General features: G+C 72.8%; 21 protein-coding genes and 2 pseudogenes. 6 read left to right on the forward strand and 17 right to left on the reverse strand.

Features of this window, described 5'->3' with window-relative positions:
- Window positions 1–80: 80 nt before the first annotated feature.
- From ACO229_RS11300 to ACO229_RS11315, 4 genes are read left to right on the forward strand one after another with little or no spacing between them, the layout of a single operon-like run.
- Entirely contained in the window at window positions 81–1,316 is a 1,236-nt protein-coding gene (locus tag ACO229_RS11300; protein WP_423464974.1) for an MFS transporter, read from the forward strand.
- Window positions 1,317–1,332: 16 nt separating this feature from the next.
- Complete coding sequence (locus ACO229_RS11305) at window positions 1,333–1,806, forward strand: SRPBCC domain-containing protein (protein WP_423464976.1); 474 nt, start codon at window positions 1,333–1,335, stop codon at window positions 1,804–1,806.
- Entirely contained in the window at window positions 1,803–2,117 is a 315-nt protein-coding gene (locus ACO229_RS11310; protein WP_397433497.1) for an ArsR/SmtB family transcription factor, read from the forward strand. Before ACO229_RS11305 ends, ACO229_RS11310 begins: the two co-directional genes overlap by 4 nt.
- Window positions 2,117–2,965 (forward strand): DUF899 family protein, encoded by an 849-nt coding sequence (locus ACO229_RS11315; protein ID WP_423464977.1) that lies wholly within the window; start codon window positions 2,117–2,119, stop codon window positions 2,963–2,965. Before ACO229_RS11310 ends, ACO229_RS11315 begins: the two co-directional genes overlap by 1 nt.
- A gap of 10 nt (window positions 2,966–2,975) precedes the next feature.
- Here ACO229_RS11315 and ACO229_RS11320 read toward each other — a convergent pair whose 3' ends face one another.
- On the reverse strand, window positions 2,976–4,028 hold the full coding sequence (locus tag ACO229_RS11320; protein ID WP_397433500.1) for a LacI family DNA-binding transcriptional regulator: 1,053 nt from the start codon (window positions 4,026–4,028) through the stop codon (window positions 2,976–2,978).
- 32 nt (window positions 4,029–4,060) lie between these two features.
- On the opposite strand from ACO229_RS11320, the gene ACO229_RS11325 reads away from it, so the two are divergent.
- Window positions 4,061–5,317 (forward strand): MFS transporter, encoded by a 1,257-nt coding sequence (locus tag ACO229_RS11325; protein WP_423464978.1) that lies wholly within the window; start codon window positions 4,061–4,063, stop codon window positions 5,315–5,317.
- Here the strand turns inward: ACO229_RS11325 and ACO229_RS11330 are convergent.
- The 8 genes and pseudogenes from ACO229_RS11330 to ACO229_RS11365 form a co-directional block, all read right to left on the reverse strand.
- Window positions 5,314–7,677 carry a carbohydrate-binding protein gene (locus tag ACO229_RS11330; RefSeq protein ID WP_423465291.1) on the reverse strand — a complete coding sequence of 788 codons (2,364 nt, stop codon included), beginning with the start codon at window positions 7,675–7,677 and terminating at the stop codon, window positions 5,314–5,316. The genes ACO229_RS11325 and ACO229_RS11330 overlap by 4 nt on opposite strands.
- 3 nt (window positions 7,678–7,680) lie before the next feature.
- Window positions 7,681–9,183 (reverse strand): annotated as a pseudogene (locus ACO229_RS11335) (glycoside hydrolase domain-containing protein); the annotation flags it as partial.
- A pseudogene (locus ACO229_RS11340) lies at window positions 9,172–10,005 on the reverse strand (hypothetical protein); the annotation flags it as partial. The pseudogenes ACO229_RS11335 and ACO229_RS11340, both read right to left, overlap by 12 nt.
- Before the next feature lie 29 nt (window positions 10,006–10,034).
- Window positions 10,035–11,048, reverse strand: a complete 1,014-nt coding sequence (locus ACO229_RS11345) for a WxL protein peptidoglycan domain-containing protein (RefSeq protein ID WP_423464979.1) — start codon at window positions 11,046–11,048, stop codon at window positions 10,035–10,037.
- Entirely contained in the window at window positions 11,045–11,656 is a 612-nt protein-coding gene (locus tag ACO229_RS11350) for a hypothetical protein (protein WP_423464980.1), read from the reverse strand. Before ACO229_RS11350 ends, ACO229_RS11345 begins: the two co-directional genes overlap by 4 nt.
- Before the next feature lie 97 nt (window positions 11,657–11,753).
- Complete coding sequence (locus tag ACO229_RS11355; RefSeq protein ID WP_423464981.1) at window positions 11,754–13,997, reverse strand: fibronectin type III domain-containing protein; 2,244 nt, start codon at window positions 13,995–13,997, stop codon at window positions 11,754–11,756.
- A gap of 173 nt (window positions 13,998–14,170) precedes the next feature.
- Window positions 14,171–14,794, reverse strand: coding sequence for a hypothetical protein (locus ACO229_RS11360; RefSeq protein WP_423464982.1), 624 nt, complete (start codon window positions 14,792–14,794; stop codon window positions 14,171–14,173).
- Window positions 14,795–14,933: 139 nt separating this feature from the next.
- Window positions 14,934–15,734, reverse strand: a complete 801-nt coding sequence (locus ACO229_RS11365) for an SDR family NAD(P)-dependent oxidoreductase (RefSeq protein ID WP_423464983.1) — start codon at window positions 15,732–15,734, stop codon at window positions 14,934–14,936.
- A 120-nt stretch (window positions 15,735–15,854) separates the two neighbouring features.
- Between ACO229_RS11365 and ACO229_RS11370 the strand changes: the two genes are divergently transcribed.
- Window positions 15,855–16,760 (forward strand): AraC family transcriptional regulator N-terminal domain-containing protein, encoded by a 906-nt coding sequence (locus ACO229_RS11370; protein ID WP_423464984.1) that lies wholly within the window; start codon window positions 15,855–15,857, stop codon window positions 16,758–16,760.
- Window positions 16,761–16,796: 36 nt separating this feature from the next.
- Here ACO229_RS11370 and ACO229_RS11375 read toward each other — a convergent pair whose 3' ends face one another.
- The 8 genes from ACO229_RS11375 to ACO229_RS11410 all read right to left on the reverse strand — a co-directional run bounded on the left by ACO229_RS11375 (window position 16,797) and on the right by ACO229_RS11410 (window position 25,716).
- Complete coding sequence (locus tag ACO229_RS11375; RefSeq protein WP_397415328.1) at window positions 16,797–17,018, reverse strand: helix-turn-helix domain-containing protein; 222 nt, start codon at window positions 17,016–17,018, stop codon at window positions 16,797–16,799.
- Entirely contained in the window at window positions 17,018–17,515 is a 498-nt protein-coding gene (locus ACO229_RS11380) for a DUF2975 domain-containing protein (protein WP_423464985.1), read from the reverse strand. Before ACO229_RS11380 ends, ACO229_RS11375 begins: the two co-directional genes overlap by 1 nt.
- 135 nt (window positions 17,516–17,650) lie before the next feature.
- Window positions 17,651–18,340 carry a response regulator gene (locus ACO229_RS11385; protein WP_397415324.1) on the reverse strand — a complete coding sequence of 230 codons (690 nt, stop codon included), beginning with the start codon at window positions 18,338–18,340 and terminating at the stop codon, window positions 17,651–17,653.
- Entirely contained in the window at window positions 18,337–19,701 is a 1,365-nt protein-coding gene (locus ACO229_RS11390; protein WP_423464986.1) for a sensor histidine kinase, read from the reverse strand. The genes ACO229_RS11385 and ACO229_RS11390 overlap by 4 nt, the downstream gene beginning before the upstream one ends.
- A 121-nt stretch (window positions 19,702–19,822) precedes the next feature.
- Window positions 19,823–21,031, reverse strand: a complete 1,209-nt coding sequence (locus ACO229_RS11395) for an FAD-dependent monooxygenase (protein WP_423464987.1) — start codon at window positions 21,029–21,031, stop codon at window positions 19,823–19,825.
- Complete coding sequence (locus ACO229_RS11400; RefSeq protein ID WP_423464988.1) at window positions 21,028–22,446, reverse strand: MFS transporter; 1,419 nt, start codon at window positions 22,444–22,446, stop codon at window positions 21,028–21,030. The genes ACO229_RS11395 and ACO229_RS11400 overlap by 4 nt, the downstream gene beginning before the upstream one ends.
- Before the next feature lie 220 nt (window positions 22,447–22,666).
- Window positions 22,667–24,919: an ABC transporter permease gene (locus tag ACO229_RS11405; protein ID WP_397433512.1), complete on the reverse strand. Its 2,253-nt coding sequence runs from the start codon at window positions 24,917–24,919 to the stop codon at window positions 22,667–22,669.
- A complete protein-coding gene (locus ACO229_RS11410) occupies window positions 24,919–25,716 on the reverse strand; it encodes an ABC transporter ATP-binding protein (protein WP_423464989.1) in 798 nt (265 codons plus the stop codon). Before ACO229_RS11410 ends, ACO229_RS11405 begins: the two co-directional genes overlap by 1 nt.
- Window positions 25,717–25,814: the final 98 nt, after the last annotated feature.

Here is a 25,814-nt window from a genome sequence, read left to right on the forward strand (position 1 = left end):
GCCGATCTGCAACCATGAGGTTGCAACCCTGAGATCGATGTGCAACTCTGAGGTTGCACACATATCCCAGGGAGGACGTCATGGCACCGATCGGCAGACCCCGCGGCGGGACCCCAGCGGTCCTGGTCGTGCTGTTCGTGGGAGCGTTCGCGATGGGCAGCGCGGAGCTGCTTGTCATGGGCATGCTCGACCTGATCTCGGCCGACCTGGCCGTCTCGATCCCCGTGACCGGCACGCTCGTGACCGCCTTCGCGCTGGGGATGGCGGTGGGCGGCCCGCTGCTCGCGCTCGCCACCGCGCACCTCGACCGCCGGGCGGTGCTGGTCGGCGCCGTGGCAGCGTTCGCGCTGCTCAACCTGATGCCGGTGCTGGTGGCCGACTACACGCTGTTCCTCGTCGCACGGGCCGGGGTCGGAGCGACCGAGGGCCTGTTCGTCGCCGCCGCGCTCACCGCGCTGGAGAGCGTCGTGCCCCGCGAGCGTGCCGGCCGCGCGATGGGCGTGGTGATCACCGGCTTCGCCGCCGCGAGCGCCGTGGGCATGCCGCTCGCGTCGCTGCTGGGACGGGAGCTCGGGTGGCGGACGTCGTTCGTGGGGCTCGCGGTGATCGGGGCCGGGATCATGCTGGCCGCCCTGGTGGTCCTGCCCCCGGTCCCGGTGGCGCGCGCGAGCCGGACGGCCGGTGCCCAGCTGCGCCACGCGTTCGCACCGCGGGTGCTCGCCGTGCTGGCGCTGTGCTGCCTGGTCTTCGCCGGCGTCCAGTCGGCCCTGACGTACCTGGTGCCGTATCTGGGCGAGGTCACCGGCGTCACCGGCCCGCTGGTCGTGGGGGTGCTGTTCGCGTTCGGGGTGGCCACGACCGCGGGCTCCGCGGTGGGGTCGCGCTTCGCCGACGCGCACGCCCGGCTCGCCCTGCAGTGCGGGACGGTCGGGCTGACGGTCTCGCTGCTGGTCATGTTCCTGCTCGGCGGGCAGGTCGCGTTCGCCGTGCTGGGCATCGTCGGCGTGGGCCTGTTCGCGATGGGGATGGCACCCGCGATGCAGAGCCAGGTGATGAGCCTGGCGGGGCCCGGCGCCGCCCTGGCGGCCTCGCTGCCGGCGTCCGCCAGCAATGCCGGGGACGCCGTCGGCGCCCTGCTCGGGGGTGCGGCGATCGGACGGGCCGGCCTGGAGGCCGCCGTCCTCGCCGGAGCCGTGGTCGCGGCGGCCGCGGTGGTCGTGGCCGTCGCGACCGGCCGGCTCCGCCCGCACACCCCCGCCACCCAGGACTTCCCGCAGGCGGTCGAACCGATCGCCGCGCACAGCCAGTCCGCCTGAGGAGAGGATGAACGACATGACCGAGAACCCGCTGTCCGTCGCCGAGCAGGACACGTTCACCGTGCGCCGGACGATTCGGATCGCCGCCCCCGTGGAGAAGGTGTGGATCGCCGTCACCGAGCCGGAGCACATCTCCCGCTGGTTCGGGCGCACCGTGCTCGTCGGCGACGGCCGCGGCGCCCACGGCACCGTCACATGGCCGGACGAGCCCGGCATCCCGATCCGCGTCGAGGCGATCGACCCACCGCGGGCCGTCTCCTACCGGTGGTGCAACGACGACGCCGCCGAGAGCGTCCCGAGCGAGATGGACCCCGCGCACTCGACGGTCTTCACCTTCACGCTCGAGCCGGTGGCCGACGGCACCCGGCTCACCGTGGTCGAGACGGGGTTCGAGACGACCACCGACCCTGCGGGCAACCTGGAGAGCCACCGCCTCGGCTGGGACGAGCAGCTGGACCGGCTGGTCGCGGCGATGGAGGCACTGCGATGAAGGAAGCACTGGTTCCGATGTGCGCTGCGCTCGGTGACGAGAACCGCTGGAACATCCTGACCAGCCTGGGTGAGGCCCCGGCCTCTGCGTCCACGCTGGCCGCCACCTTGCCGATCAGCCGCCAGGCGATCGCCAAGCACCTCAAGATCCTCCAGGGGGTCGGGCTGGTCGAGCAGGTCCCGGTCGGCCGCGAGGTGCGGTACCGGGTGCTGGGCGCCGAGCTCAGCGCCACCGCCCGGCGCCTGGATGCCATCGGCACCGCCTGGGAGCGGCGTCTCGGGGACATCAAGGCGATCGCGGAGGACCTCTGATGGCCGCCCGAAGCGCGGCCCTCGCTGGCGCGGGCCTGCCGCGGCCCGCCGACCGGGCGGCCTACGAGCACGAGATCGAGGTGCTGCGGCAACGGGAGAAGGCCCACACGCGCGAGGCGGACGCGATCGCCGCGGCCCGTCGCCGGCTGCCGATGGTCGAGGTGGACGGCGGCTCCGAGCTGCTCGGCCCCGACGGGCCCGTGACGCTCCTCGACGCGTTCGAAGGGCGCCGCCAGCTGCTGGCCTACTACTTCATGTGGTGGCCGGGCCATCCGGCGGCCGACCAGTGCGAAGGCTGCACCTTCTTCACGAACCAGGTGTCCGACCTCTCGGGCCTGCACACGCGCGACATCACCTTCGCGGTCCTCCTCCAGGGCCGGAACGTGACGTACGGCCCCCAGGACGCTCACCGGTCGTACGACGCGAGCCGGCGCTACCGCGACTTCATGGGCTGGACCATGCCCTGGTACTCCGCCCAGCCGTCCCTCGAGACGCTGCTGGGTGGTCGCGAGCCCGGCATGTTCTACCTGGTGGGCTACGTCCGCGACGGCGACCGGGTCTTCGAGACCTACTGGACGAGCCGGCGGGGCGTGCAGGCCATGGACCACAGCTACGCGCTCATGGACCTCACCGTCTGGGGCCGCCAGGAGTCCTGGGAGGACTCACCTGCCGGCTGGCCGCAGGGCTGTGTCAGCGGGCGCACCACCGCCGGCGCGCCGGAGTGGACGCCCGCGCCCGACTGGTCGGGCCGCCCGATCGGCCAGTGGCCCCGCCTGGCCGCCGGGCACGACGACGATCTGGGGCCCGTCGGCCCCGACCACCCGCCCGTGGCACCGCACTGCCACTGAGGCACTGCGACTATCCGCGGCCGGGCCCGACCACGGTCCACGGCACCGCCTGGCCCGTGGTCTCGCCCGACAGGGCCGCTCGTGCACACGCACGACCCTGCTCGCGCAGCGAGGCCGCCACCGACCAGACTCCTGCCGTGGCGGCCTCGCGTGAGGCGTCCCACCCGGTGAGCACCACCTCGCGCGGCACGCGGCTCACGGCGAGACGGGCCCCCAGCGCCAGCTCGTCGCTCATCGCCAGCACCACCACCGGCCCGGAACCGTCCAGCGTCTCGAACAGCGCCGCGGCGGCATCCTCACCCCGTGCGCGCTGGTTGCGCTCCACCACGGCCACGCGCACGTCGTCCCAGTCGTGCCCGGCCTGCGTCACCGCATCGCGGTAGCCGGCCAGCCGAGCCCCGGTCACGGGGAACGGGACCGCCTGCGGGTCCGTCAGGTCGGCCGGCAGGTCGCGGCCGCGCAGGATGCCGCTCGTACGACGCCGGTCCAGCGGGAAGCCGATGACGACAGGGGTGGCCTCGGCCAGCGGCGTCGCCGCCGCGACCGCTGCGGCCGCCGCGCGGTCGTCCGGCCCGATGCACGCGACCCCCGGGTGGGCGGGACCACCCTGGATGGCGGCGGGCCGACCGCTGCCCGCGACGGCGGCGAGCACCGGGTCGTCGGCCACCGTGGTCCACAGCACGTAACCGTCCACGGCCGCGGCCAGCACCCGGTCGACGTCCGAGGCGTCCCCTCGGGTGGGGATCAGCACCAGTCCTGTGTCCTCGCCCACGCAGACGTCGGAGATCCCGGCCAGGAACTGCGCCGCCTGCGGGTCGTCGAAGAGGTAGGACAGGTGCTCGCCGACCACCACGCCCAGCTGCCGGGTGCGCCCCGAGCGCAGGGCGCGCGCGGTGCTGTCGGGGCGGTAGCCCAGCTGCGCGGCGGCCTCCAGCACCCGGTTCCGGGTGGCCTCGGCCACGCGCGCGGGGTGGTTGAAGGCGTAGGAGACCGTCATCGGCGCGACGCCCGCCCGCGCGGCCACGTCCTTCACGGTGGGGCGACGGCGGGCAGGTGTGGACACGGCCACAGCATACCTGTGTATCGTTACGATCCATGAGTCGCGACCCGGTCCGCCCCGAGCAGGGACCACTCCTCCTCGACGCTCGTGCCACCTACGCGCCCTACGCGGCGTTCGCCGCGTTCGGCATCTTCTGGGGTGCGTGGGGGGCCGCTCTGCCGGTGCTGCGCACCCAGGCAGGGGTCAGCGACGGCCAGTTCGGCACCGCCCTGCTCTTCGTCGGCCTGGGGGCGTTGCCGTCCATGGCCTTCACCGGGCGGGCGGTGGACCGCTTCGGGCTCCGCGTCGCGGCGTGGCTGCTGGCGGCGCTGGCGGGTACCGGCCTGCTCATCACCGCCGGTGCCCACGGGATGGTGCCGCTGGTCATCGGCATGCTCGTGGTCGGCGCTGCCTCCGGCGCCGCGGACGTGGCCATCAACACCCTCGCCGGGCGCGCCGAGCACGCGACCGCCAGACCCCTGCTCACCCGGTCCCACGGGCTGTTCTCCGTGGGCGTGGTCGTCGCCAGCCTGTCCACGGGTGCGCTGCTGGGCGCGGGACTGACGCCGACCGCGACGTTCACCGTGGTCGCGGTGGTGATGCTCGCCCTGGCGGCAGCCGCGTGGCGGACCAGCACGTCGCTGCACGTGCCGGCTCCGCCGAGCGACACCGGCACCCCCACCGATGCCGACGAGGGCGGTACCGGGCTCCGGCACGCGCTGCGCCGGATCGGCCCGGCCTCGCCCCTGCTGGTCGTGGGGCTGGTGGCGGCCCTGGCGTACGCCATCGAGAACGCCCACCAGAGCTGGGGTGCGGTGATGCTCACCGACACCTTCGCCGCACCACCCCAGGTGGCGGCCGCCGCCCCGGCAGCCTTTGCCGCCACCGCCGCGCTCGCGCGCCTGAGCCTGGCCCCCCTGTCCCGCAGCCACCCCACCGCGGTGCTGCTCGGCGGCGGCGTGCTGGCCACCGCGGGCACCGCGATGCTGGCCGTCGCACCCTCGGTCGCGGTGGCCCTGGCCGGGCTGGTGCTGGCCGCCCTGGGCACCGCGACGCTCTTCCCCACGCTGCTCAGCCGCAGCCTGCGCCGCACCGACCCCGCCCGGCACGGCCGGGCCACCTCCCGGGTCGCGACCACGGCCTACCTGGGCTTCCTGCTCGGCCCGGCGTACGTGGGCCTGCTGGCCGAGAAGAGCGACCTGCGCGGGGCTCTGCTGGGCGTCGCCGCGCTCGCTCTGGTCTTCACCGTGACCGCGGCACCGGTCAGCGCCTGGGCCGCCAGGCGAGGCGCCGACCGTGAGCCGGTTGCCTAGCCCGCAGCCGCATAGGACGCCGTCCTGTCGGCCGTGACCGTCTCGTCGCCGACCTGCCCGGTGACGGTGACCCTCACCTCGCCGGCCGGGATCGACGCCTGGCGCGAGCTCATCGACACGTTCGCCGACGCTCCCGGCTGCACCGCGGTGAACGACCGCGAGCCGTAGGGCGTCTCGACCTCGAGGTCGAGGGCGATGTCCGCGCCGTTCGTCACCGCGACGGACACGTACTGCTTGCCCACCAGGGTGCGCGTCGTGGCGGACACCGACACCTGCCGGGCGGCCCTCCACGTCAGCTGGCCCGCTGCGGCGTCGAGCACGCGCTGCGCCTCGTCGGCCTCGTCCTGCGTCGGCCGATCGGCCGCGGCGACCCGCCTGGCCTCGTCGAGCGCGGCGCGGAAGACGGCGAAGTCGATGGAGACGTACCGGTCCTCGCGGGCGAGCAGCGGTCCGGCGGCAGCGATGGCCTCGTTCAGGCCCGTGAGGTCGACCTCCGGGACCTCCTGGGGATCCGGGCCGAACTCGTACCACTGCAGGTTCGCGACGTAGTTGAACTCCTGCCCCGGGACGGCGTCCGCCCGCATGACGACGAACAGCGTGTGCGTGCCGGAGACCGGCTCGTCCAGCTCCGCCGTCGTCTCCATGTAGCTGGCCCACCCACCGGTCTTCGGCAGCTCGACCGTCCCGACGCGCGTCGCCTCGCTCACCTCGTCGAGATAGAGCTCGAGCCGGCGGTTGTCGCCCACGCGCTCGTCGCGGGTGGATGCGCTGACCGTGACCCGGGTGAGGGGGTCCGGGCCGAGGTCCCGGCTGTCGTAGGTCAGCCGGCCCCCGTCCCAGGTGCCACCGACGTTGCCGGCGGGCGGCTCACCGCCCTCCTTCTTCAGGCCGTTGCCGTTGTCGGCGTCATAGGTCTCGGCCTCGATCCGCACGGGTTCGGCCGTCACCGGGCCGTCCTCGGCCGTCGCGAGGAACTGCACCAGGTCGACGTTCGCGACCCACGAGTTCGGCTGGGCCGGGTCGGGCGTGCCGGCGAAGACGAAGTAGACGCGGTTCGATCCGTCGAGCACCTCGGGACGGTCGACCGCCGCCTCGGCGGTGACGTAGTCGTCCCACCCGCCGGTGACGTCCAGGTCGACCGTGGCGGCGACGGGACCGTCCACGGCACCGACGCGCACCTCGACACGCTCGTCCGTGGCGCTGTCGTCGGGGTGGTTGGCGTAGCGCACCCTGACCCGCTCGGGGAGCTTCGCGCCGAAGTCGAGGCCGTCGAACGCGATCCAGGAACCGACCTGGACGCCGCCGATGTTGCCGTTCTCCGGGCTCAGCCGTCCGCCCGAGGACTCGTCGAACTCCTCCGCCTCGAGCACCCGGTAGGGCGTCGGCGTGATCCGCAGGGCGTCCGCCGCCCGCGTGAGCCGGTCGAGCGCCGACCGCAGGTCGTCGTCCGACGCCGACTCGGTCGCGAGCACCTGCGCCGCGCCGTCCCGGGCCGCCGTGAACGCGGAGAAGGACGCCGAGGAGTACGCCCCGCGGACGACGAGCCCGGCCTCGGTCAGCAGTGCGCCGAGCCGCTCGCGCCACCGCTGGTCCCGCTCGACGGTGACGGTCGCCAGGCCGGAGATGCCGTCGCCCCGGACGCTCGCCGCCGGCGTCGCGTCGAAGGCCGTGTCGGCGAGGTCCAGGCCGAAGGCGGCGCGCTGCGCGTCGCCGAGCGAACCGGTCAGCCGCAGCGTCACCCGGTGCGCGTCGTCCAGGATCGCGGTCGCCGCCACGCCCGCGGGGAGACCGGGGAGCGCCAGCGCGCCGTCCGCGACGAGGTCACGCCCGGCCGCCCCCGCGAAGCGGGCGCCCGTCAGCGTGAGCGTCGCGGAGACGTCGACCGCACCGTCGGCGGCCGCCGTGAGCCGGGTCCGGTCCATCGTCAGCCTCGGGCCGTCGAAGTCCACCCGGAACACGAACTCACGGCTACCGGTCGAGGGCGGGCGCGAGAAGGCCTCCTCGGAGATCGCGACCGTGAGGTCGTCGATGCCGTCGAGCTCCCCGGAGCGCTCCGCCGAGCCCTCGAGCGACAGCCGCACGCGGCGGTCGCCCGTCCGCTCGGTGACGAGGGTCAGCCCCGCGGGCACGTTGTCGGCGGCGACGGCGGCGGCGAGGCTGTCGCCGTCGGCGAACGTGCCGTTCGCGAGCGTCAGGTCGATGCTGTTGCCGATCGACCCGTCACCGGCCTGCGCCTCGGTGAACGTCCGCGACGACACCGAGACGGCGCTGATCGGGTCGTAGACCGAGCTCGGCAGCTCGTCGCTCAGCGACGGTGCCGCCACCCCGTCGGCGGCCCAGCCGGAGGGCTCCTCCCCCATCCGGAAGCTCAGCTCGCCCCCGGTGGTGAGCTGGTCGTACGTCACCCAGGTGCGTTCGAACGACGCACCGTCCAGGCGTGCCGACTGGATGTAGTAGGCCTCGGGCGACACCCCGTCCGCGGAGATCTCGAAGGTCCGGCCGGAGGGATAGCTGATCCGTACGTTCTCGAAGAACGGCGTGCCGATCTGGTACTCGTCGGATCCGGCGGCCACGGGGAACAGGCCCAGCGCGGCCGCGACGAACGTGGACGACATGGTTCCGGTGTCGTTGTCCATCGTGGGCAGGAAGCCCTGCGGATCGTTCCGGAACACCTTCGTCCGCACCGGCGGGGTGAGCTCACCACCGCTCGACGGCGCCTCGTGCGTGCTGCCGGTCGCGATGTAGCGGTTCCACGTCTCCTTCGTGTAGATGCTCCGCACCCAGTGCTGGGTCCTGGCCGGGGCGCCGACGTAGTTGAACAGGTACGGCGCCTGCAGGTCGATCTCGTTCGCGTTGGCGTGCAGCATGCGCCTGCCGTCCTCGGGCGCGTGCTCGCCGAACATGAAGCCGAGCGCCTTCCGCGCGGTCTCCTCGCCGCCCATCTTGCCGATGAGCCCGCCCATGTCGGCCGCGGTGTACCAGTGGTACTGCCACAGCGTGCCCTGGTAGAGGTTCGCGGCCTCGAACCGCTCGGGGTCCGCGTCGACCCAGACACCGTTCGCGTCCTTGGGGAAGATCAGTCCGGTCGTGGTGCCGTCGGCCAGGGTGACGGCATCCGGCTTGAACAGGTTCGTCCAGTTGGCGGCGCGCAGACGGTACCGCTGCGCCTCGTCCGTCTTCCCGAGCGCGTCGGCGATGGTCGCCATGGCGCGGTCGTCGTAGGCGGTGCCCAGCGTGTCGTCCACCTCGTTCGCGATGTAGCCGCGGCGTGCGTTCCCCTCGTCGGCGTACCCGCCCTGCGACTGCGAGACGAGGGCGGGCCAGGCCTGGGCGAGGCCGCGCAGCTGAGCGCCCTTGGCGATCGCGTCCGCCACGACGACGGCCGCGCGCTCGAACCGTACGGTGGGCACCGAGTGGGTGACGTTCGACAAGGAGCCCTTTCCGGTGCTCGCGAACGATCCGTAGAGGTCGACCACCGACTGGGCCATGTCGCGGAACACCTCGGGGTACCCGACCGCGAGGATCTCGTACTTGCGGAAGTCGTCCCAGAACCCCCAGCCGTCGTAGTGCGTGTAACCGTCGGCCTGGTGCACCTCGCCGTCGAGGCCGCGGTACGTGCCGCTCGTGCTCGTCGCGTTCACCGGGGTCCCGAACATGCGGTACAGGTGCGTGTAGAACAGCGTCCGCAGCTCGCCGTCCGGATCGCTCGTGGCGGACGCCGTCACGGCGAGCCTGCCGAGGATCTCGTTCCACGCGGCCCGCGTCTCCTCGCGCACCTGCTCGAAGGAGCGGTCCCCCATCTCGGCGGCCAGGTCGGTCCTCGCCTGCTCGACGCTGATCGGCGACACGGCCACCGTGAGCCCCACCTGCTGCCCCGCCTCGACCTCGAAGTCGACGACCGCGCCGACGTCGGTGCCCTCGCGCTGCGGTTGCGTGGTGAGGTCACCGGATCCGGCCCAGGTGCGCACGGCCGTGGCCGGGGCCGTCGTCTCGACGTAGTAGTACATCCGGTAGTCGTAGCCGTTGAAGTGGCCCGTGAAGTCGCCGGAGAGCGCGACGCGCCCGTCGTCCAGCGTCTCGTACCCGAGCGAGGCGCCCTTGCGGCTCGTGAAGTTGTTGCGCAGGTCGAGCACGAGGGAGGCGGTCCCGGCCGTCGAGAACGTGAAGCGGTCCTGCCCCGTGCGCACGTCCGTGGTGGCCTCGGCGCGGATCGCGCCGGCGTCGGTCGCGAGGTCGACGGCGTAGTACCCCGGCTCGGCCTCCTCGTCCGCGTGGCTGTAGTCCTTCGCGTAGGTGCCGGTCCCCGGGCGGCTCGTGTACTCCTGGTAGGTCGGCACGACGAGGAGGTCGCCACCGGCGCCCGAGCCGCCCACGCCGTTGAGGTTGGTGTGCGTGAAGCCCGCGATCTGGTCCTCGGCGTGGTCGTAGCCCGAGTGCGAGCGGCCCGGAGCCGTCATCGGGTTGATCTTGACGATCGAGTTCGGTGCCTCGGCGCCGACGAGGTCCTGGCCGAAGTCGTCCTCGGTCGAGACGAAGGAGTTGACGAGACCGGCGTAGTCGGTCTCGTCCACCACCGCCGCGGCGGCGGCCGGTCCGGTGCCGGCGGAGACGCCGGCGAGACCGGCTCCGGTCAGGGCGAGCGCCGCGAGCGCGGCGAGCAGACGGGCAGGACGAGATGCGTGGGACATGACCAGGGTTTCTCCGGCTCGGTGGGGTGTCAGGGGTGGGGGACGCCGGCCTCGGCGAGCGCCTCCGCGCGCGCCCGTGCGACCAGCTCCTCGGTCCGCCGCCGGCCGCGACGACGGTGCAGGGCGGACCAGGTCGCCAGGAGCGCCGCCAGGAGCAGGACGAGCAGCTGCGGCCACGGCATCGCGAGCACGGTCGTCCGCGCGCTCGCCGGCTCGACGCCGCCGAACGAGAGCTCGTCGGAGACGGGCACGGGCTGCGCCACCACGGTCACGTCGTAGGCGCCGAGCGGCCAGGCCTCCGTGAGGCGGACGGTCCCGTGCCGCGTCTGCCCGGGCGCGATCTCGACGATCTCCGCCCCCTGCACGGTGCGATCTCGGAGGCCGAACGGGCCGGACAGGGTGATCTCGGGCCGGGCGTTCAGGCGCATGTTCCCCGTGTTCCGGAGCGCATACGCGACCTCGACCACGCCCGCCTCGAAGGGATTCGGACGGCCTGTGTAGGAGGCCGACGCCGCCAGGCCGAGCGACGGGTCGAGCTCGCCCGTGACCCGTGTCATCACCCGGAACCCGACCCGCGACTCGACCCCGACCTCGCCCCCGCCCGTCGAGTGCACGCTCGCGGCGACACCGGCGGCGTGGTCGCCCGGCTCGGCGTCGTCCGGGACGGTGACGGTGAACGGCACCACCTCGGCCGCGCCCCCGGGGACGGTCACGCTCTCCGGCAGCTCGATCCAGCGGCCGGCAGCGACCGACTCCTGGTCGGAGGGCAGCATGTTGAAGCGGCCGGTCTCGGTGAAGTACCCGTCCGCGGAGGACAGCCGGAACTCCACCGTCTCGTCGCCGTGGTTGGTGACGACCATGTGCTCGGTGCGCGACTGACCGGGGTCCGCCTCCCACTCGACCCAGGCACGACCGTCCTCGCCGTTCTCGTCGCCGGGACGCACCGACCACGTCACGGCGTCGCCCTCGGCGGCGGCAGGCGCGGCCACGAGTGCCGAGGCGGCGACGAGCGTCAGGCCGGCGAGCGTGGCGAGCGCGTTCACTCGAACAACGACAGGGTGATCGTCGAGGAGTAGCTTCCGGCCGTCACGTCCGCCGGGACCACGAGGTCCAGGTCGGCGACCGCGCTGAACCTGCCGCCCGCGGCGTTGGCGTCGGCCGACTCCGCGAGGTACAGCAGCTCCTGGTCACCCAGACCCGGGTCCGACGGAGCCACGTCGCCGCCGACCTCGACGAAGGGCTCCCCCTCGCCCTCGCCCGCGACGAGCCGGGGCGACCAGCCGAGGTGGCTCGCCTCGATCGTGTTCTGGCCCTCCTCGTCGTGGAAGTCGCTCGCGGTGCCCATCACGTACCAGAAGGCGCCGTCCGGGATGTCGCCGGGCGCACGGGTGTCGGTCACCGTGACCTTCGGCAGGGTGCCGGTGAAGACGCGCTCCAGCCCCGTCGATGGGCCCTCGGTGAGGACGGTCGAGTCGCTCTCGACCGTCATCGCGAGGGATCCCGGGCCGGTGAGCGGCTCGATCTCCACGCCGACGTCGATGCTCCGGGTGTTCTGGTCGTCGTCGGCCATGGCGGCCGAGCCCGCCGACGCGAGCAGCGCGGCGCCGAAGGCGATCACGCTGCCGCGCAGCACGAGGGTGTTCTTGTCCACGTTCGTTCTCTCCTGGTTCCGGGTCCTGTCGTCGCGAGGCCGCACGGCGTCGCGTGAGGGTTCGGGCGTTCGGGCGTGCTGGTCCGGGCGCTGCGGCTCAGCCGGCGGCCGGGTAGGAGGCGGTCCTCGTCGTCGTCACCGTCTCGCCGCCGATCCGCCCCGTGACGGTGACCGTCACCTCGCCGGCCGGGACGGACGTCGCACGCGAGCTCATCGACACGCTCGCCGACCGCCCGGGCTGCACGGCGGCGAACGACTTGGTCCCGTAGGCCGTCTCCACCACGACGTCCACCGGGGCGTCCTCGCCGTTCGTCACGACCGTCGACACGTACTGCGTGCCCGCCAGCACCCGCGTCGAGACGTCCACCGACACGTCCAGCTCGGTGGCGTCGTCCGCCCTGGCGAGCACGACCTCGTCCACGACGCTGTTCACCGGGAGGGCGACGCCGTTGGCCTGGCTGCGCAGGGTGCGCACCGTGAGCGTCTCGTCGGTGACCTCGATCGCCGAGTAGTTGCGCACCTTCTCCTGGTTGATCACCGAGGCGAACCACGCCTCGGGCGCCCGGGTGTCGTAGTACTTCGAACCGCTGGCCGAGTTCGCCGTGACGTACAGGGCCTCGCCGTCCTCGGCCTCGACACGCTCCTGGCCGGCGACCTCGGCCGGGTCGGCGAGCTCGCCGTCCTTGATCAGGTAGCTGCGCGTGTAGTTGTGGTCGTGCCCCATCAGCACCATGTCGAAGCCCAGCTCGGAGATCTTCGCCGGCATGCTGGCACGCCGGTCGATGATGTCGCTGTCGTTCGTGTGCGCGGCCACCGAGTAGATCGAGTGGTGGAAGGCGAGCACCTTCCACCTCGCCCGGTCGCCCTGCTCCGCCACGACCTTCTCCAGGAAGGCGTTGTGGGAGCCGTAGTCGCGGCTGTTGGAGTTGATGTTGACGAACAGCACGTCCTTGTAGAGGAACCAGTAGTCGCCTCCCGACGACGTCCCGTTCGACGCCGCACCGGACGCCAGGTCCTCGTTCGGCACGTTGAAGTGCTGCTCGTACGCCTTCGACCCGACGTCGTGGTTGCCGTTGGTCACCACCAGCGGGACGCTGCGGACCTGCTCGGGCTTCAGGAAGGTGTCGTACTCGGCCTCGCTCGAGGCGGTGTTGACCTGGTCGCCCGCCGAGAACAGCAGCTCGGCGTCCGGGTAGGTCTGCGTCGCGACGTTCAGCGTGTCGATCCAGCCGGCTTCGTCGGCAGCCAGGTTCCCGGACGCGCCCACCTGGGGATCGCCGAAGAACAGGAAGGAGAAGTCGCCCGAGAAGTCCTGCGTGCGGAAGGTGTGGGCGTCGGACCAGCCGGTCTCCGCGCTGCCGACGCGGTAGGCGTACTCGGTGTTCTCCTCCAGGCCGTCGAAGGTCACGTCGCGGAAGAACTCGCCGCTCGTGGTCTCACCGCCCCGCGTCGGCTCGATCGTGCGGGCCGAAACGGGAAAGGCACCGTCGACGACGTCCGCCGCCCTCGCGAGCTGGGCGACCTGCGGCACGTCGGCGGTCGAGTACCAGGTCAGGTTGCGTTCGGCCTGGGTGGCGCCCACGTGGAGGGCGATGTCCGCGATCTCCGGTTCGGCGGCCGGCTCCGCCGGGGCCAGCGACGCCAGGTCGAGGTAGATGTCGCTGCTGGTCTCGCGGTCCTGGTAGAGCGCGACGGCGATGGTGTTCGCACCGGGCTCGAGCACGTCCGCCGGGACCGTGAACGTGCTGGTCAGCGGGTCGCCGTTGCTGGCTCCGGCGTAGGTGACGTTCTGGTTCGCGGCCTGCTCCACGCGGCCGTCCACGAATCCGGCGACCTTCGTCCCGTTGACGTAGACGCGCACGGCGTCGTCGTACGTGATCGTCCCCGTCAGCGAGTCGAGCTGGGCGAGCTGCGCCTCCGAGACCTCGAACCCGGTGCGGAGGTGGTAGGTCGGCACGGTGTTCTCCGAACCGTCCAGCCGGTACTGGAGCAACGTGTTCGCGACGAAGCCGCCCCCGAGGTCCGCAGCGCCGCGCTTCGACCCGAACGGCCCGACGGCCTCGTCCCACGCGGAGTCGTCGAAGCCGGCAGTGGTCCACGACAGCGATCCGTCGCCCGACGGGTCCGTGCCGTCGTCCGAGTACTTCCAGGCGTCGGCGGTCGTGAGGAACGCCTCGCCCGCGGCGGCCTCCGCCTCGGCACGGACCGGCTGGACGCCGGCCGCGGTGGCGGGGAGCGAGGCGGCGAGACCTCCCGCCACGACCGAGAGGAGGGCGAGGCCCGCGAGCCGGCGCCGTCCGCTCCTGTGCTTGCGCGAGTGGCCGACAGGAGTCGGCGACACCGTGGTCTTCAGCAAGAGGTCACACGCCAATCTTGAGTTCCGTGCAGCGGGATGGGAGCGCGTCCATGGCGCCGACCGCCACCCTGCTCACCCCAGATGACCTGGTCAGGACGTTCCGATGAACACCAGGTGCCGCGCAGGGGAAGGATCACCGGAGGCCGTCGCACGCGATGTCAGCGCGGCCGCTCCGCCGCCCGGCCGAGGTGCAGCACGACACCGGTGACGCCGTCCTGGATGCTCGCCAGCCCCGCCTCGAGCGCGTCCTGGCCGCGGTCCTCCGCGGAACCGCGCGAGGTCGCACCGTCCCAGATCACGGCGGTGACGTTCCCGGTCGGCTCGGCGAGCTGCGCACCGACGACGAGGAACTGCTGGTCGAGGCGCTGCGCGCTCTCGAAGCCGAACACGTCCACGACACCGTCCCCCAGCCCGACGATCAGGTCCGGCTCGACGCCGAGCGCGCGGTCCAGGGCCTCGCCGACCGGATCCGTGCCCTCCGCCTCGACGGGGAACTCACGCAGGTCCGCACCGTTCGCCGAGGCCACCGCCCGGGTGGCGGACAGCAGGGTCGCGGAGGCATCCGAGTCGTCGGGCGTGATCGCGGCGATCCGGTACCCGTCCAGGCCCGGCACCGACGCGGGCGGCGTCACCTCGATCGTCCGCCCCGGCTCGGGCACGACCTCGTAGGCGGTGCCCGTCGGGCCGGGTGTCATGTCTCCCCCGCCGGCCGAGCACCCGGACGACACGGCGCCCAGGGCCACGAGCAGCGCGATGCCGGATCTGGTACGCCCCTGTGTCACCGCGGTAGTGAAGCCCGGCACGATGATGCGGCGGTGGCCGCCAGGTGTCCGGCGGGCGAACGCGCGGACCGACGTGGGCCACGGCTCACAGCACGAGGACGAGCTTGCCGCCGGGGCGGCAGCGAGGCGGCGAGCCCCCTCAGCCACGCAACCGGGTGGTGGACAGGCCGCCGTCCACGTCGATCGTCCCGCCGTGGACGAAGGCTGCCTCGTCGGACGCAAGCCAACGGACCGCGAACGCTATGTCGACCGGCCGCACCGGCACACCGGCGGGCGTCCCGGCGGTCATCATCGCGAGCGTCTCGCTCGAGCCGGCGTTCCCGGGGGTGGCCGTCGCGCCCGGTGCGACGGTCGACACCCGTACACCGCGGGGCCCGAACTCGGCCGCCCACGCACGCGTCAGCTGTTCGACAGCGGCCTTCGTCGCCGGGTAGAGGCCCATGATCGGCACGCCGACGCGGGCCATCCACGAGCCGACGTTCACGATCACGCCCGAGCCGCGGGCGACCATCGCCGGAGCGAGCGCGGCGACGAGCACGTGCGGCGCCCGGATGTTCGTGGCCCAGAGCGACTCCATCTGGTCGTCGGTGATCGCCGGTGTCGGCGCGTTCGGGTAGACGCCGGCGTTGTTCACCAGGATGTCCACCCTGCCGCCGAGCGCCTCGGTGGCTCGCGCGGCGAGGGTGCGCACGTCGTCCGGTGCCGCACCGAGGTCCCCGAGCACGGCGACGGCGGAGCCGCCCGCCGCGGTGATCGCGTCCACGACGGCCTGCGTCCGGTCGGTGTCCCGCCCGGCGACGGCGACGCGCGCGCCGGATGCGGCAAGGACCCTGGCGATCGCCTCACCGATACCGCTGGAGGCTCCGGTGACCAGCGCTGTCCGACCCGCCAGCCGGTCGTCGGTGGTGAGGGAGCCGAGGAGAGCTTCGTTCGTCTGCATGAATGGATCGTCGCCCGGCCCTGAGGGTCAGGGATTGCCCGGAACTCCGGACTCCTTGCCGGATCCCCTGCCGCCTGCCGCAGGGCGGCCCTGCTCGTCGTGGCCGGGCAGAATGGGCGTGTGGACCACGTCATCTCGGACCGGTTGGACCGTGCGCTGACCAGTGCGCTCCGCACCATGGGCAACGCGGAGCGCGCGACCCGGATCGGCCTACGGGTGTCGCAGGTGTCCCGGCCGACCGAGCTCGGGTACCAGCGTTACACGCCTTCTCTCTCGGTGGTGCTCGCGGGTCGCAAGCGGTCGATCGTCGGGGACGACGACGACACCTGGGGCCGGGAGCGGTTCATCATCACGCCGGTGGACCTGCCCGTGATCGCCGGTGTCGTCTCGGCAGACCCGGACGCCGGCTTCGTGTCCGCGATGTGGCAGCTGGACACCCGGATCGTGACGGAGGTCGCCGCGGCGATGCCCCGGCCGCACCGGGACGACGTCCCCACGGCCCGGCTCGGCACCTGGACGCCTGGTCTTGCCGACGCGTTCGCTCGGCTGATCGGGCTCCTCGACGCGCCCGAGGACATCCCGGTGCTCGCACCGCTCGTGTCGCGAGAGGTCGTCCTGCGGCTGCTGCAGACCGACCAGGCGCCACGGATCCTCGCCGCCGTCGGGAACCGCGAGGGTGACGTCGTCGCCGAGGCCACCGCCCTGCTCACCCGACGGATGGCCGAGCCCTGGTCGGTGCCGGACCTTGCCGCCGCAGTCAGGACGAGCGAGTCCACCCTGTTCGCGCGGTTCCGCCAGGTCACCGGGATGACGCCCGTGCAGTACCTCCGGCGGCTCCGGCTCGGCGAGGCCAGGCACCGCATGGTCGTGCTGGGTGACAGCGCGGCCCAGGCGGCCGCCGCGGTGGGGTACCGCAGCGCCTCTCACTTCTCCCGGGACTACCACGCACTGCACGGCCGCCCGCCGGCCGCCGACGCCGAGCGGGTACGTCAGCAGATCATGCTCAACGGGTCGAGCGTGCGCTGACCGCACCCTGCGGGCAGGTCCGGGACCAGGCTCATCTCAGCCGGGTTCGTCGCCCTCGTCGACCCACCGCAGCACATCTCCCGGCTGACAGCCGAGAACCTCGCAGATCGCATTGAGGGTCGAGAACCGAACCGCCTTCGCACGGCCGTTCTTCAGCACCGACACGTTGGCCGGACTCAGGCCGATCGCATCGGCGAAGTCGCCGACGGACATCTTCCGTCTCGCCAGGAGCACGTCGATCTCGACGACGATCGCCATCAGAGCACGCCGTCCAGCTCGGTCTGGGCGTCCGTCCCGCGTTCGACGAGCCGATGGGTCACGAAGACGACACCGAGCAGGGCGACGCCGGCCAAGGATCCCAGGCCGCTCGCCATCCACAGCCCCAGCTCCCCCATGTCCTCGTCGGGCATCGGGATCCCCACGAACGTCAGGTACAGGAAGAAGCCGCCGGTGAGCAGCGTCGCGACGCCGACCGCCGCGCCGATCGCGATCACCCAGGGCTGCGTGCCCGGCCGGAAGAAGGTGCCCGCCTGGGCACGGAAGACGAGGGCCCCGAGGGCGGCGAGCGACACCTGCGCGCAGGCGATGAACGCGATCCCGGCGGCCAGGAGGGGCACGCGGTAGGGCTCGTACGGTGGAAAGTGCCTGACCTCGTCGGCCGCGATCCCGGGCAGGATCACGACCTGGGCGAACAGGCCGAGGGCGATCCCGCCGAGGATCAACAGTGCGAGCATGCCGAAGACGATGCGACTCATGCAGCGAGCATCGTCGCGTATCGATCGATTGTCAATGGATTTCTACCGATATTCGAGCGATCATTCCCGGCCACCGCAGCCCACCTGCGCGACGACGGCGACGCACGATTCGAACGGCACCTCGGTGCCGACCCGTCAGGTGCCTAGGTAACGCAGCACGGCGAGCACCCGGCGGTTGTCGGCGGCGTCGTACGGCAGGTCGAGCTTCTGGAAGATCGCCGCGACGTTCTTCTCCACGGCGCCCTGGGAGAGGAACAGCCGTTCCGCGATGCCGCCGTTCGACCGGCCCTGCGCGATGAGCTCGAGCACCTCGCGCTCCCTGCCGGTCAGCCGCACCTGGGCGACGTCTCGCTCCGAGGCGCCCATGAGCTGGGAGACCACCTCCGGGTCGAGCACCGTCTCACCCCGGGCGACGCGCGCGAGCGCCTGCGTGAACTCCCCCACGTCGACCACGCGGTCCTTCAGGAGGTACCCCACGGCGCGCGCGTCGCCCCGGAGCAGGGTGCCGGCATACCGCGTCTCCACGTACTGCGAGAAGAGCAGCACGGGCAGCCCGGGGAACTGCTCCCGCAACGCGACCACGGTGCGCAGGCCCTCGTCGGTGAACGTGGGCGGCATCCGGATGTCCGCGACCACGACGTCCGGCAGCGCCGACTCCTGCGCGAGGCGCAGGACCTCGCGCTCCAGGCTCTCGCCGTCGGGCACCGCCGTCACCTCGTGCCCCCGCCGTGTCAGCAGCGCGACGAGCCCGTCGCGCAGGATCCCGGAGTCCTCGGCGAGCACCACCCGCAGTCCACCCGACGGCGTCGTGTCCGGCCCGGTCATGCGGGGCGCCCGGTGCCCGTGCGGTGCGCACCCGCGGTGCCGGCGCGCACCGCGGGGAGCGTCATGGTCACGACCGTCGGCCCGCCGACCGGGCTGGACAGGTCGAACGTGCCGTCGACCGAACCGACGCGCTCGGCGAGCCCCGCGAGACCTGACCGCAGCCCGGACCCGTCGGGAGCGACGACGGTCGCGCCCCCGCTGCCGTCGTCGCGCACCTGGATGTGCAGGACGCCGCTGCTGCCCTCGACCCGCACGTGGACCCGCGACGCGTGCGCGTGCTTGGCCGCGTTGGTGACCAGCTCGGCGATCGAGAAGTAGACGATCGACTCGATCGCCGGGGCCAGGCGGCCGCCCGCCTCGACCGCGGGGTCGATGTCCGCCGTGACCGGCAGCGGCGCGCGTGCGGCGAGCGTCTCGAGGGCCACCGCGAGGCCGCTGTCCAGGGCCGGCGGGTGAATGCCCCGGGCCAGCTCGCGGAGCTCGGCCAGGGCGTCCTTGGTCGACGCGTGCGCCACCTCGAGGAGCTCACCCAGGGTGTCCGTCTCTCCGGCGACCAGCTGCTCGCGCGCCTCGCCGAGCTGCATGCCGACGGCGACCAGGCGCGCCTGGGTCCCGTCGTGCAGGTCTCGCTCGATGCGGCGCAGGCGGGCGTCGGCGTCCTGCACCGTGCCCGCGCGGGAGCGCTCCAGCTCGGCGACCCGCAGGCTGGCGGCCGTGGGGCCGAGCAGCACCCTGGTCAGCAGCGTCAGCAGGGCGACGAAGCCCGACTGGGCCAACGGCCACAGGACCAGCACCACCAGACCGCCCAGGGCCACGAGCGCCAGGCCCGCCGGGTTGTGCCACGAGCTGTCCATGGCCAGCTCGGGGGGCAGCGACCAGAACCAGGTCCAGTAGGTCACGCCGCCGAACCCGAGCACGAGACAGGCGGTGCTCACGATGAACCCGAGGAGCGTCACCGGCAGTGCCGCGACCATGAACAGCAGGGCTCGCCAGCCCGCCGTGTCGCCGAGCGCTCCCCCGAGCCGCGGCCAGAAGCCTTCCCGCCTCCGGCCGGGCACGGGCGCCGCGACGTGCGTGTCCAGCAGGTCGGCCGCCAGGCGGCGGTACGTGGCGCCCCACCATCGCCCGCCCACCACGAGCCCGCCTGCGACGAACAGCCCGACGACCGTCACGGCGGCCCCGACCGTGACCGCCACGGTGGCCAGCGTGTAGAAGAGCGCGAACGGTCCCAGGAGCAGCATGCACCACAGGTAGCCGTACGCGCGCCACGTGCCGGCGGAGTACGGCGCGCTCAGCAGGCGCGACGCGCCTGGTCGCAGCGCAGACCTCAGCGCCTGCGGGTCGAGGGTCATGGTCTTCATAGTGCCAGCCTGGCGTGGGGCCGCGCTGTCGGAACAGGGTGCGTTCCCCCGGAGGTGGTAGGGATTTCCTCCGTGTCGGAGCGCTCGGCCGGCGGATCTGACCGAGCGCTCCGGACCGGGCTCAGGACGTCGGCGCGGGCTCCGGCAGCACGAGGGCCGAGTGGGCGGGCTGCGGCGTCGTCGCGGGCATGGCGACCAGGCCACGAAGCATGGCGTTGCGCCGCTCGAGCGCCTCGGCGGTGGTGGGGAACAGCCGGGCGCCACCCTTGTCGACCAGTGCCTGGTTCAGCGTGACGAACTCGCGGGTGTCACGCTCGTAGGCGGCGAAGGCATCGACGTGGTCACCGTGCGTGGCCAACGACCTGGCGAGCATGTAGGCACCCACCAGTGCCAGGCTGGACCCCTGTCCGGTCAGGAACGACGGCGCGTAGGCGGAGTCCCCGACGAGCGCCACCCGGCCGCTCGACCAGCGGGGCATGCGGATCTGCCCGGCCGTGTCGAAGAACAGGTCGTCCGCCTGGTGCATGGCCTTGACGATGGTGCCGACCTCCCATCCGGCGTCCGCGTACGTCCGGGCGACCAGGTCCCGCTGCGCGTCCGGGTCCCGCCGGAGGTGGAGCGGCTGTTCCGGCTGGTGGAAGTTGAGGAAGGCGTGCAGGTCGTCGTCGGCGCCTCCGGTGGCGTAGAGCGCGGCCGCCCGGCCCGGGGTGTTCCACATGAGCAGCTCGCGCGACAGCCCGAGGGTGTTGGGCATGGTGAACACGGCGAAGCTGTAGCCGAGGTACCGATGGAACTGCTCCTCGGGCCCGAGGAGTGCTCTGCGGGTACCCGAGTGCATACCGTCGGCGCCGACCACCACGTCGAACGTGCGCTGTCTGCCGCTGCGGAAGGTGACGTCGACCCCGCGCTCGTGCTGGTCGAGGGTGTCGACGGAGTCGTCGAACACGAACTCGACGTCGTCCCGGACCGTCTCGTAGAGCGCGGCGGTCAGGTTGCCACGTCCCACCTCAAGGTCCTGGCCCTCGACGCTTCCGGCGACTGCGGAGGGGCGCAGGACGGCCACCTCGGCGCCGTCGGCGTCGAGGAAGGTGAACCGTCCGGTGTCGATGTGCGCGGCTTGCAGCGTCGGCAGGATGCCCATGCGCCGGACCACCTCGATCGCGGTGCCGCGGACGTCGATCGGGTAGCCGCCCCCACGGGGTGCGTGCGCCTTCTCGACGACCGTGACGGCGAACCCGTACCGGTGCAGCCAGTACGCCAGGGTGGGGCCGGCGAGGCTGGCTCCGGTGATCAGGACGGTGTGCGCAGCGGTGTCGGAACGAGATGTCATGACCGGACTTCCTTCTTCATGTGACGGACGACGAGCAGGGACAGTGCGGCCACGAGGGCCGCCACGAGAAAGCCGGTGACGAAGGCCGACTCGGCGGGCACCCCGGTCACCGGGTCGTTCCCGGCGTCGAGGATCGAACCGGCGGCCTGGCCCCCCGCGACGGCACCGATCAGGCGGATCACGACCAGGAGGCTGGTGGCGATCCCCGTGTCCTTCGCTGCGACGGAGGTCGCGGTGCTGGCGAGCAGCGCCGTGGTGATCAGGCCACCGACGAAGGCGGCGAGCGCCCGCGCGACGACGAGCTGCCACACCGTGTCGTGCAGCGCCGCGACGGCGACGAGGATGCCGGCGGTGGCCACGGCGCCCGTGGTGGCCACGGTGCGTGCACCGAACCGCTGCACGGCGAGCCCGCCGACCGATCCGGCCAGCACGCCGGCGATGGAGGCGGGCATCATGAACAGCCCGATGTCGGTGGTGCCAAGCCCCAGGCCGTAGCCCTCCCCCGACACCTGGAACAGCTTGGGGACGAACGTCTGCAGCATCGCGGAGATCGCCGCGACGGCGACGGTGAGCACGGCCGCGCTCCACAGGGCGGGCGCTGCCAGCATGCGCAGCTCGACCATCGGGGAGATCGCCCGGCGCTCGACGGCCACCCAGGCCGCGGCGAGGGCGGCGACGACGAGCACCACGCCGCCGACCGCCAGCGGCGGAAGGCCGCCGCCCGTCACCACCAGCAGCCCCAGCATGAGCGCGACCAGCGTGGCGCTCAGCAGGGCCACTCCGGCCCAGTCGATGGTGGCGCCCTGGTCACCTGGCGGGTCGTTCGGCATGAGCCGGAGGACGGCCGCCGTCGCTCCGACGATCACGATCGTCGGAGCCGCGAAGATCCAGTGCCAGGACAGGCCCTCCGCCAGCGGCCCGGCGACGAGCGTCCCGACGATGCCCCCGGCGGTGAACAGCGCGCTGACCACCCCGACGGCCACCTGCGTCTGCCCCTCCGGGAAGTTCTTGCGCACCAGGATGAACGAGAGGGGCAGTGCGCCCACCATCGCGCCCTGCAGCGTCTGACCGACCAGCAGTACCGGCAGGTTCGGCGCGAGGCTCGACACCACGCCACCTACCGAGACCAGCGCCATCAGCACGAGCAGCACCCGCTTGCCGCCGAAGCGGTCGCCGAGCTTGCCCGCGATGGGCGCGACGATCGCGCCGGTGATCAGCAGGGTGCTGGCGATGAGCGCGGCCGCCGCCGTGTCGACACCCAGCTCGCGCTCCAGCAGCGGGCGGGCAGGGTCCACCACCGTCTGCAGGGTGCCGAGGGCGAGGGCGAGAGCGCCGAGCGCCCCGATCGCGGGGCCTCCGATACGGGCAGGGGCCGGCCTCTCGACGGGGGCCGGAGAAGCAGGAGCGATAGTCATCTCAGTCCCTTTCCGGGCTGGTCACGGGCGGGAGCACGAACGAGGTCGGTCTGATCTCCATGTCCTCGAACCTAGGGTTCGGGCCCTGTGCCCTGACATGGTGGGAACCGCCGTGCACCCGGGAGATTTCCTCCGCCCTGCCGGGATCGCACACCCCGGCCGCGGGCACAGGTAGCTGCCCCCACCGCACCCGCGATGGGGGCAGCTACCTGGTTCGCTGCTACTCGACCGAGGCGGCCGCCTCCGCCGCCCGCCCCCGCGTGGCCCGCCACGCGGGCAGCAGCGTCGCCCCGAGGGTCAGCAGGACGACCAGCGCGACGATCGCCGCGTAGACCAGCGGGGACCCGGCAGGTATCACGGATCCGAGCCGCTTGAGGCTCACCGGGACCAGGATGCCCAGCGCCGCGATGCTGCCCAGCGCGAGGCCCGTGACCGCGACGATCGCCGCCTCCAGCCCGACCATCTGCATCACCTGGCGGCGGGTCGAGCCCACGAGCCGCTGGAGCCCGAACTCGCGCTGCCGCGCCGCCGTGCTGGACACCAGGGTGTTGATCACGGTGATCGCCGAGTATCCGACGAGCAGGAGCACCATGATGTAGATCGCGTAGGACGCCGTCTTCTTCTGGTCCTCGTACTCGTCGAACAGGATCTCCCGGTCGGCGACGGTCACCCCGTCCATGGCCGTGGTCAGCCGGGTCAGGTCCGCCACCAGCTGCTCCGGATCGGTGCCGTCCTGCGCGCTGACCAGGATGCGTGTCGGGAACCCGGCGGTGGTGCGCGCGGCCAGCGTGTCGGCCGGGAGCAGGAGCGTGTCGTAGTCGTCCGCGGCGGAGAACAGCGCGGCCACCCGCACGTCGAGGAGGGTGTTGTCCCCCATCCGGAGCGTGATCGGGTCGCCCACGCCGACGCCGAGGGTGCCGGCGTGCTCGTCCTCGATCGCGACCGTCGCGCCGTGCAGGTCCGCGAGCGTCCCCGCAGTGACGTCGACCGGTGTGCTCGCGGCGGCGCTCCGGGCGGTGACTCCCTGGAGGGTCCAGCCCTCGCCCATCGGTGACACGTCGTGCGGGCTCTCGATGAAACCGACGCTGCTGACGTGCTCGGACGCTCCGGCAACACCGGGCAGCCGGCCGATCTCCTCGACGAGCCGCGGGTCGACACGGTCCGGCGCCGTCACCACGGCGTCGGCGACGATGCCGTCGGCGAAGGCCGCCCTGTCGGCGGCGTCGTTCGTCGTCTGCAGGTACAGCATTCCGGTCGACACCCCGGTCAGCAGGATGACGGGGCCCATGACGGCAGCGAGCCGACTGCTCCGGCCGCGTGCGTTGAGCACCGCGAGGTCGCCCGTGAGCCCGCCGAGAGCGCGCACCGGCCACTGGACCGCGACGATCATGACCTTCGCCAGTGCGGGGGCCAGCAGCGCGAGCCCGACGGTGAACACGATGGCCGCGGGGGCGGCCGTCGCCGGGGCAGCCGGGCCGCTCAGCACCGCGACGGTAACGATGGTCAGCGCGATCCCGGCCGCGACGAAGAGCAGCCCGGCCAGGACCCGCCATCCGCCGATCGCCCTGTCGTCGAGCGAGGCCTCCGCGAGCGCCTGGCTCGGCTTGGTCCGTGCCGCCCGTCGTCCCGCGCCCAGAGCGCCCCCGAGAGCCGCGAGGATCGCCACCGCCATCGCCGCCACGGACGGTATCCAGCCCTGGTGGAAGGCCACACCCGCCGTGGCGATGCCCTGTCCGGCCAGGAAGTCGAACACGAGCTTGCCCAGGAGCTGGCCCGGGACGTAGGACGCGGCGGTGGCGACCAGCGCGAGCACCAGCGTCTCGCGGAGGACGAGCCGGCGCACCTGACGAGGCGTCGCCCCGATGGCCCGCAGCAGGGCCAGCTCCTTCTGCCGCTGAGCGATCGACAACCCGAGCATCGATGCCACCCCGAAGATGGACACCAGCAGTGCGAAGGCGCTGAAGACGCCCGCGAGAGAGACCACGTTCACGCTGGTCGCCGTGGCGTCACGCAGCTCCGCCCGGCCTCGTTCGTCACCGACGAGGGTCACGGTCTCGCCGTCCAGCTCGGCGTCGATCCGCTCGCGCAGGTCGTCGACGTCCGCGTCCCGTTCGGCGACCACGCCGATGGCGTCGACGGTCCCCGCCGGCGGGGAGCCCTCGAAGACGTAGGTCCTGGTCTCCTGCACGCCGGGCAGCGCCGAGATGACGCTCTCCAGCCCGGCGTCGACGCGGACGCGCTCGGGCAGGATCGCCGGCTCGTCCTCGTCGCCGCCGGGCGCACGGTGCGTCTGGTCGCCGGCGACGACGACGTCGGCGGTGCTCAGCTGCTGGGGAGGGGCCGCTGCTCGGATGCCCGTCTCGATCAGTCCGCCGCAGGCCATCAGGACGATCGCGGCGAAGAACATGGCGAGGAAGGCGGCGACGAACGTGCCCGTGCGGAAGCGCAGGGTGCGGAGTGCGAGCTGCAGCATCAGCGCTGCCCTCCCACGGCCGTCGACGGCGCCAGGGGCCGCGCGTCCGCGGAGGCGCCCAGGTGGGTCATCCGCTCGGCGACGGCGTCCGCCGTCGGGGACCGGAGCTCGCCCACCACGCGCCCGTCGGCGAGGAACAGCACGCGATCGGCGTAGGACGCCGCGACCGGGTCGTGCGTGACCATCACGATCGTCTGGCCGTTCTCGTGCACCGAACGTCGCAGCAGACCGAGCACGTCCCGTGCGGTCCTCGTGTCCAGCGCGCCGGTCGGCTCGTCGGCGAAGATGACGGCCGGCTCGGTGATCAGTGCCCGCGCGATGGCGACCCGCTGCTGCTGCCCGCCGGACAGCTCCGCCGGGCGGTGCCTGCGCCGTTCGCGCAGGCCTACCTGTTCGAGCACGCTCGCCACCCGGCCCTTGGCCGGGCTCCGGCCCGCGAGCCGCAGCGGCAGCGTCACGTTCTGCTCCACCGTCAGGACCGGGAGCAGGTTGAACGCCTGGAAGATGAACCCGACCCGGTCGCGCCGCAGCTCCGTGAGCTCGGTCTCGCTCATCGTGCTCAGCTCGCTGTCCTCCAGGACGACCGAACCCGACGTCGGCTGGTCGAGCCCCGCGGCGCACTGCAGCAGCGTGCTCTTGCCGGAGCCGGACGGACCCATGATCGCCGTGAACGTGCCCCGCCCGAACTGCGTCGACACGTCGTCGAGCGCGACGACCTCGGTCCCGCGCCTGCCGTAGACCTTGCGGACAGCGGTCAGCCGGACCGCATCGGTGGCTGTACCTGTGCCTGTGAGCATTCCTCGCACCGTTCCCCCGTGCCGCGCCGGGTTGCGCGGGCACGACATGACGCTACGAAGGCGGGCGGTCGGCCCACCATGGTGCCAGCCGGTCGGCC

This window comes from Promicromonospora sp. MS192, assembly GCF_049532985.1.
Classification (GTDB): domain Bacteria; phylum Actinomycetota; class Actinomycetes; order Actinomycetales; family Cellulomonadaceae; genus Promicromonospora.

Excerpts from the sequence above, each read along its gene's own strand:
- ACO229_RS11300 (WP_423464974.1), top strand. The coding sequence starts at position 81 with ATGGCACCGATCGGCAGACCCCGCGGCGGGACCCCAGCGGTCCTGGTC.
- ACO229_RS11305 (WP_423464976.1), top strand. The coding sequence starts at position 1,333 with ATGACCGAGAACCCGCTGTCCGTCGCCGAGCAGGACACGTTCACCGTG.
- ACO229_RS11310 (WP_397433497.1), top strand. The coding sequence starts at position 1,803 with ATGAAGGAAGCACTGGTTCCGATGTGCGCTGCGCTCGGTGACGAGAAC.
- ACO229_RS11315 (WP_423464977.1), top strand. The coding sequence starts at position 2,117 with ATGGCCGCCCGAAGCGCGGCCCTCGCTGGCGCGGGCCTGCCGCGGCCC.
- ACO229_RS11325 (WP_423464978.1), top strand. The coding sequence starts at position 4,061 with ATGAGTCGCGACCCGGTCCGCCCCGAGCAGGGACCACTCCTCCTCGAC.
- ACO229_RS11330 (WP_423465291.1), bottom strand. The coding sequence starts at position 7,677 with ATGGGGGAGGAGCCCTCCGGCTGGGCCGCCGACGGGGTGGCGGCACCG.
- ACO229_RS11365 (WP_423464983.1), bottom strand. The coding sequence starts at position 15,734 with ATGCAGACGAACGAAGCTCTCCTCGGCTCCCTCACCACCGACGACCGG.
- ACO229_RS11375 (WP_397415328.1), bottom strand. The coding sequence starts at position 17,018 with ATGGCGATCGTCGTCGAGATCGACGTGCTCCTGGCGAGACGGAAGATG.
- ACO229_RS11380 (WP_423464985.1), bottom strand. The coding sequence starts at position 17,515 with ATGAGTCGCATCGTCTTCGGCATGCTCGCACTGTTGATCCTCGGCGGG.
- ACO229_RS11385 (WP_397415324.1), bottom strand. The coding sequence starts at position 18,340 with ATGACCGGGCCGGACACGACGCCGTCGGGTGGACTGCGGGTGGTGCTC.
- ACO229_RS11390 (WP_423464986.1), bottom strand. The coding sequence starts at position 19,701 with ATGAAGACCATGACCCTCGACCCGCAGGCGCTGAGGTCTGCGCTGCGA.
- ACO229_RS11395 (WP_423464987.1), bottom strand. The coding sequence starts at position 21,031 with ATGACATCTCGTTCCGACACCGCTGCGCACACCGTCCTGATCACCGGA.
- ACO229_RS11400 (WP_423464988.1), bottom strand. The coding sequence starts at position 22,446 with ATGACTATCGCTCCTGCTTCTCCGGCCCCCGTCGAGAGGCCGGCCCCT.
- ACO229_RS11405 (WP_397433512.1), bottom strand. The coding sequence starts at position 24,919 with ATGCTGCAGCTCGCACTCCGCACCCTGCGCTTCCGCACGGGCACGTTC.
- ACO229_RS11410 (WP_423464989.1), bottom strand. The coding sequence starts at position 25,716 with ATGCTCACAGGCACAGGTACAGCCACCGATGCGGTCCGGCTGACCGCT.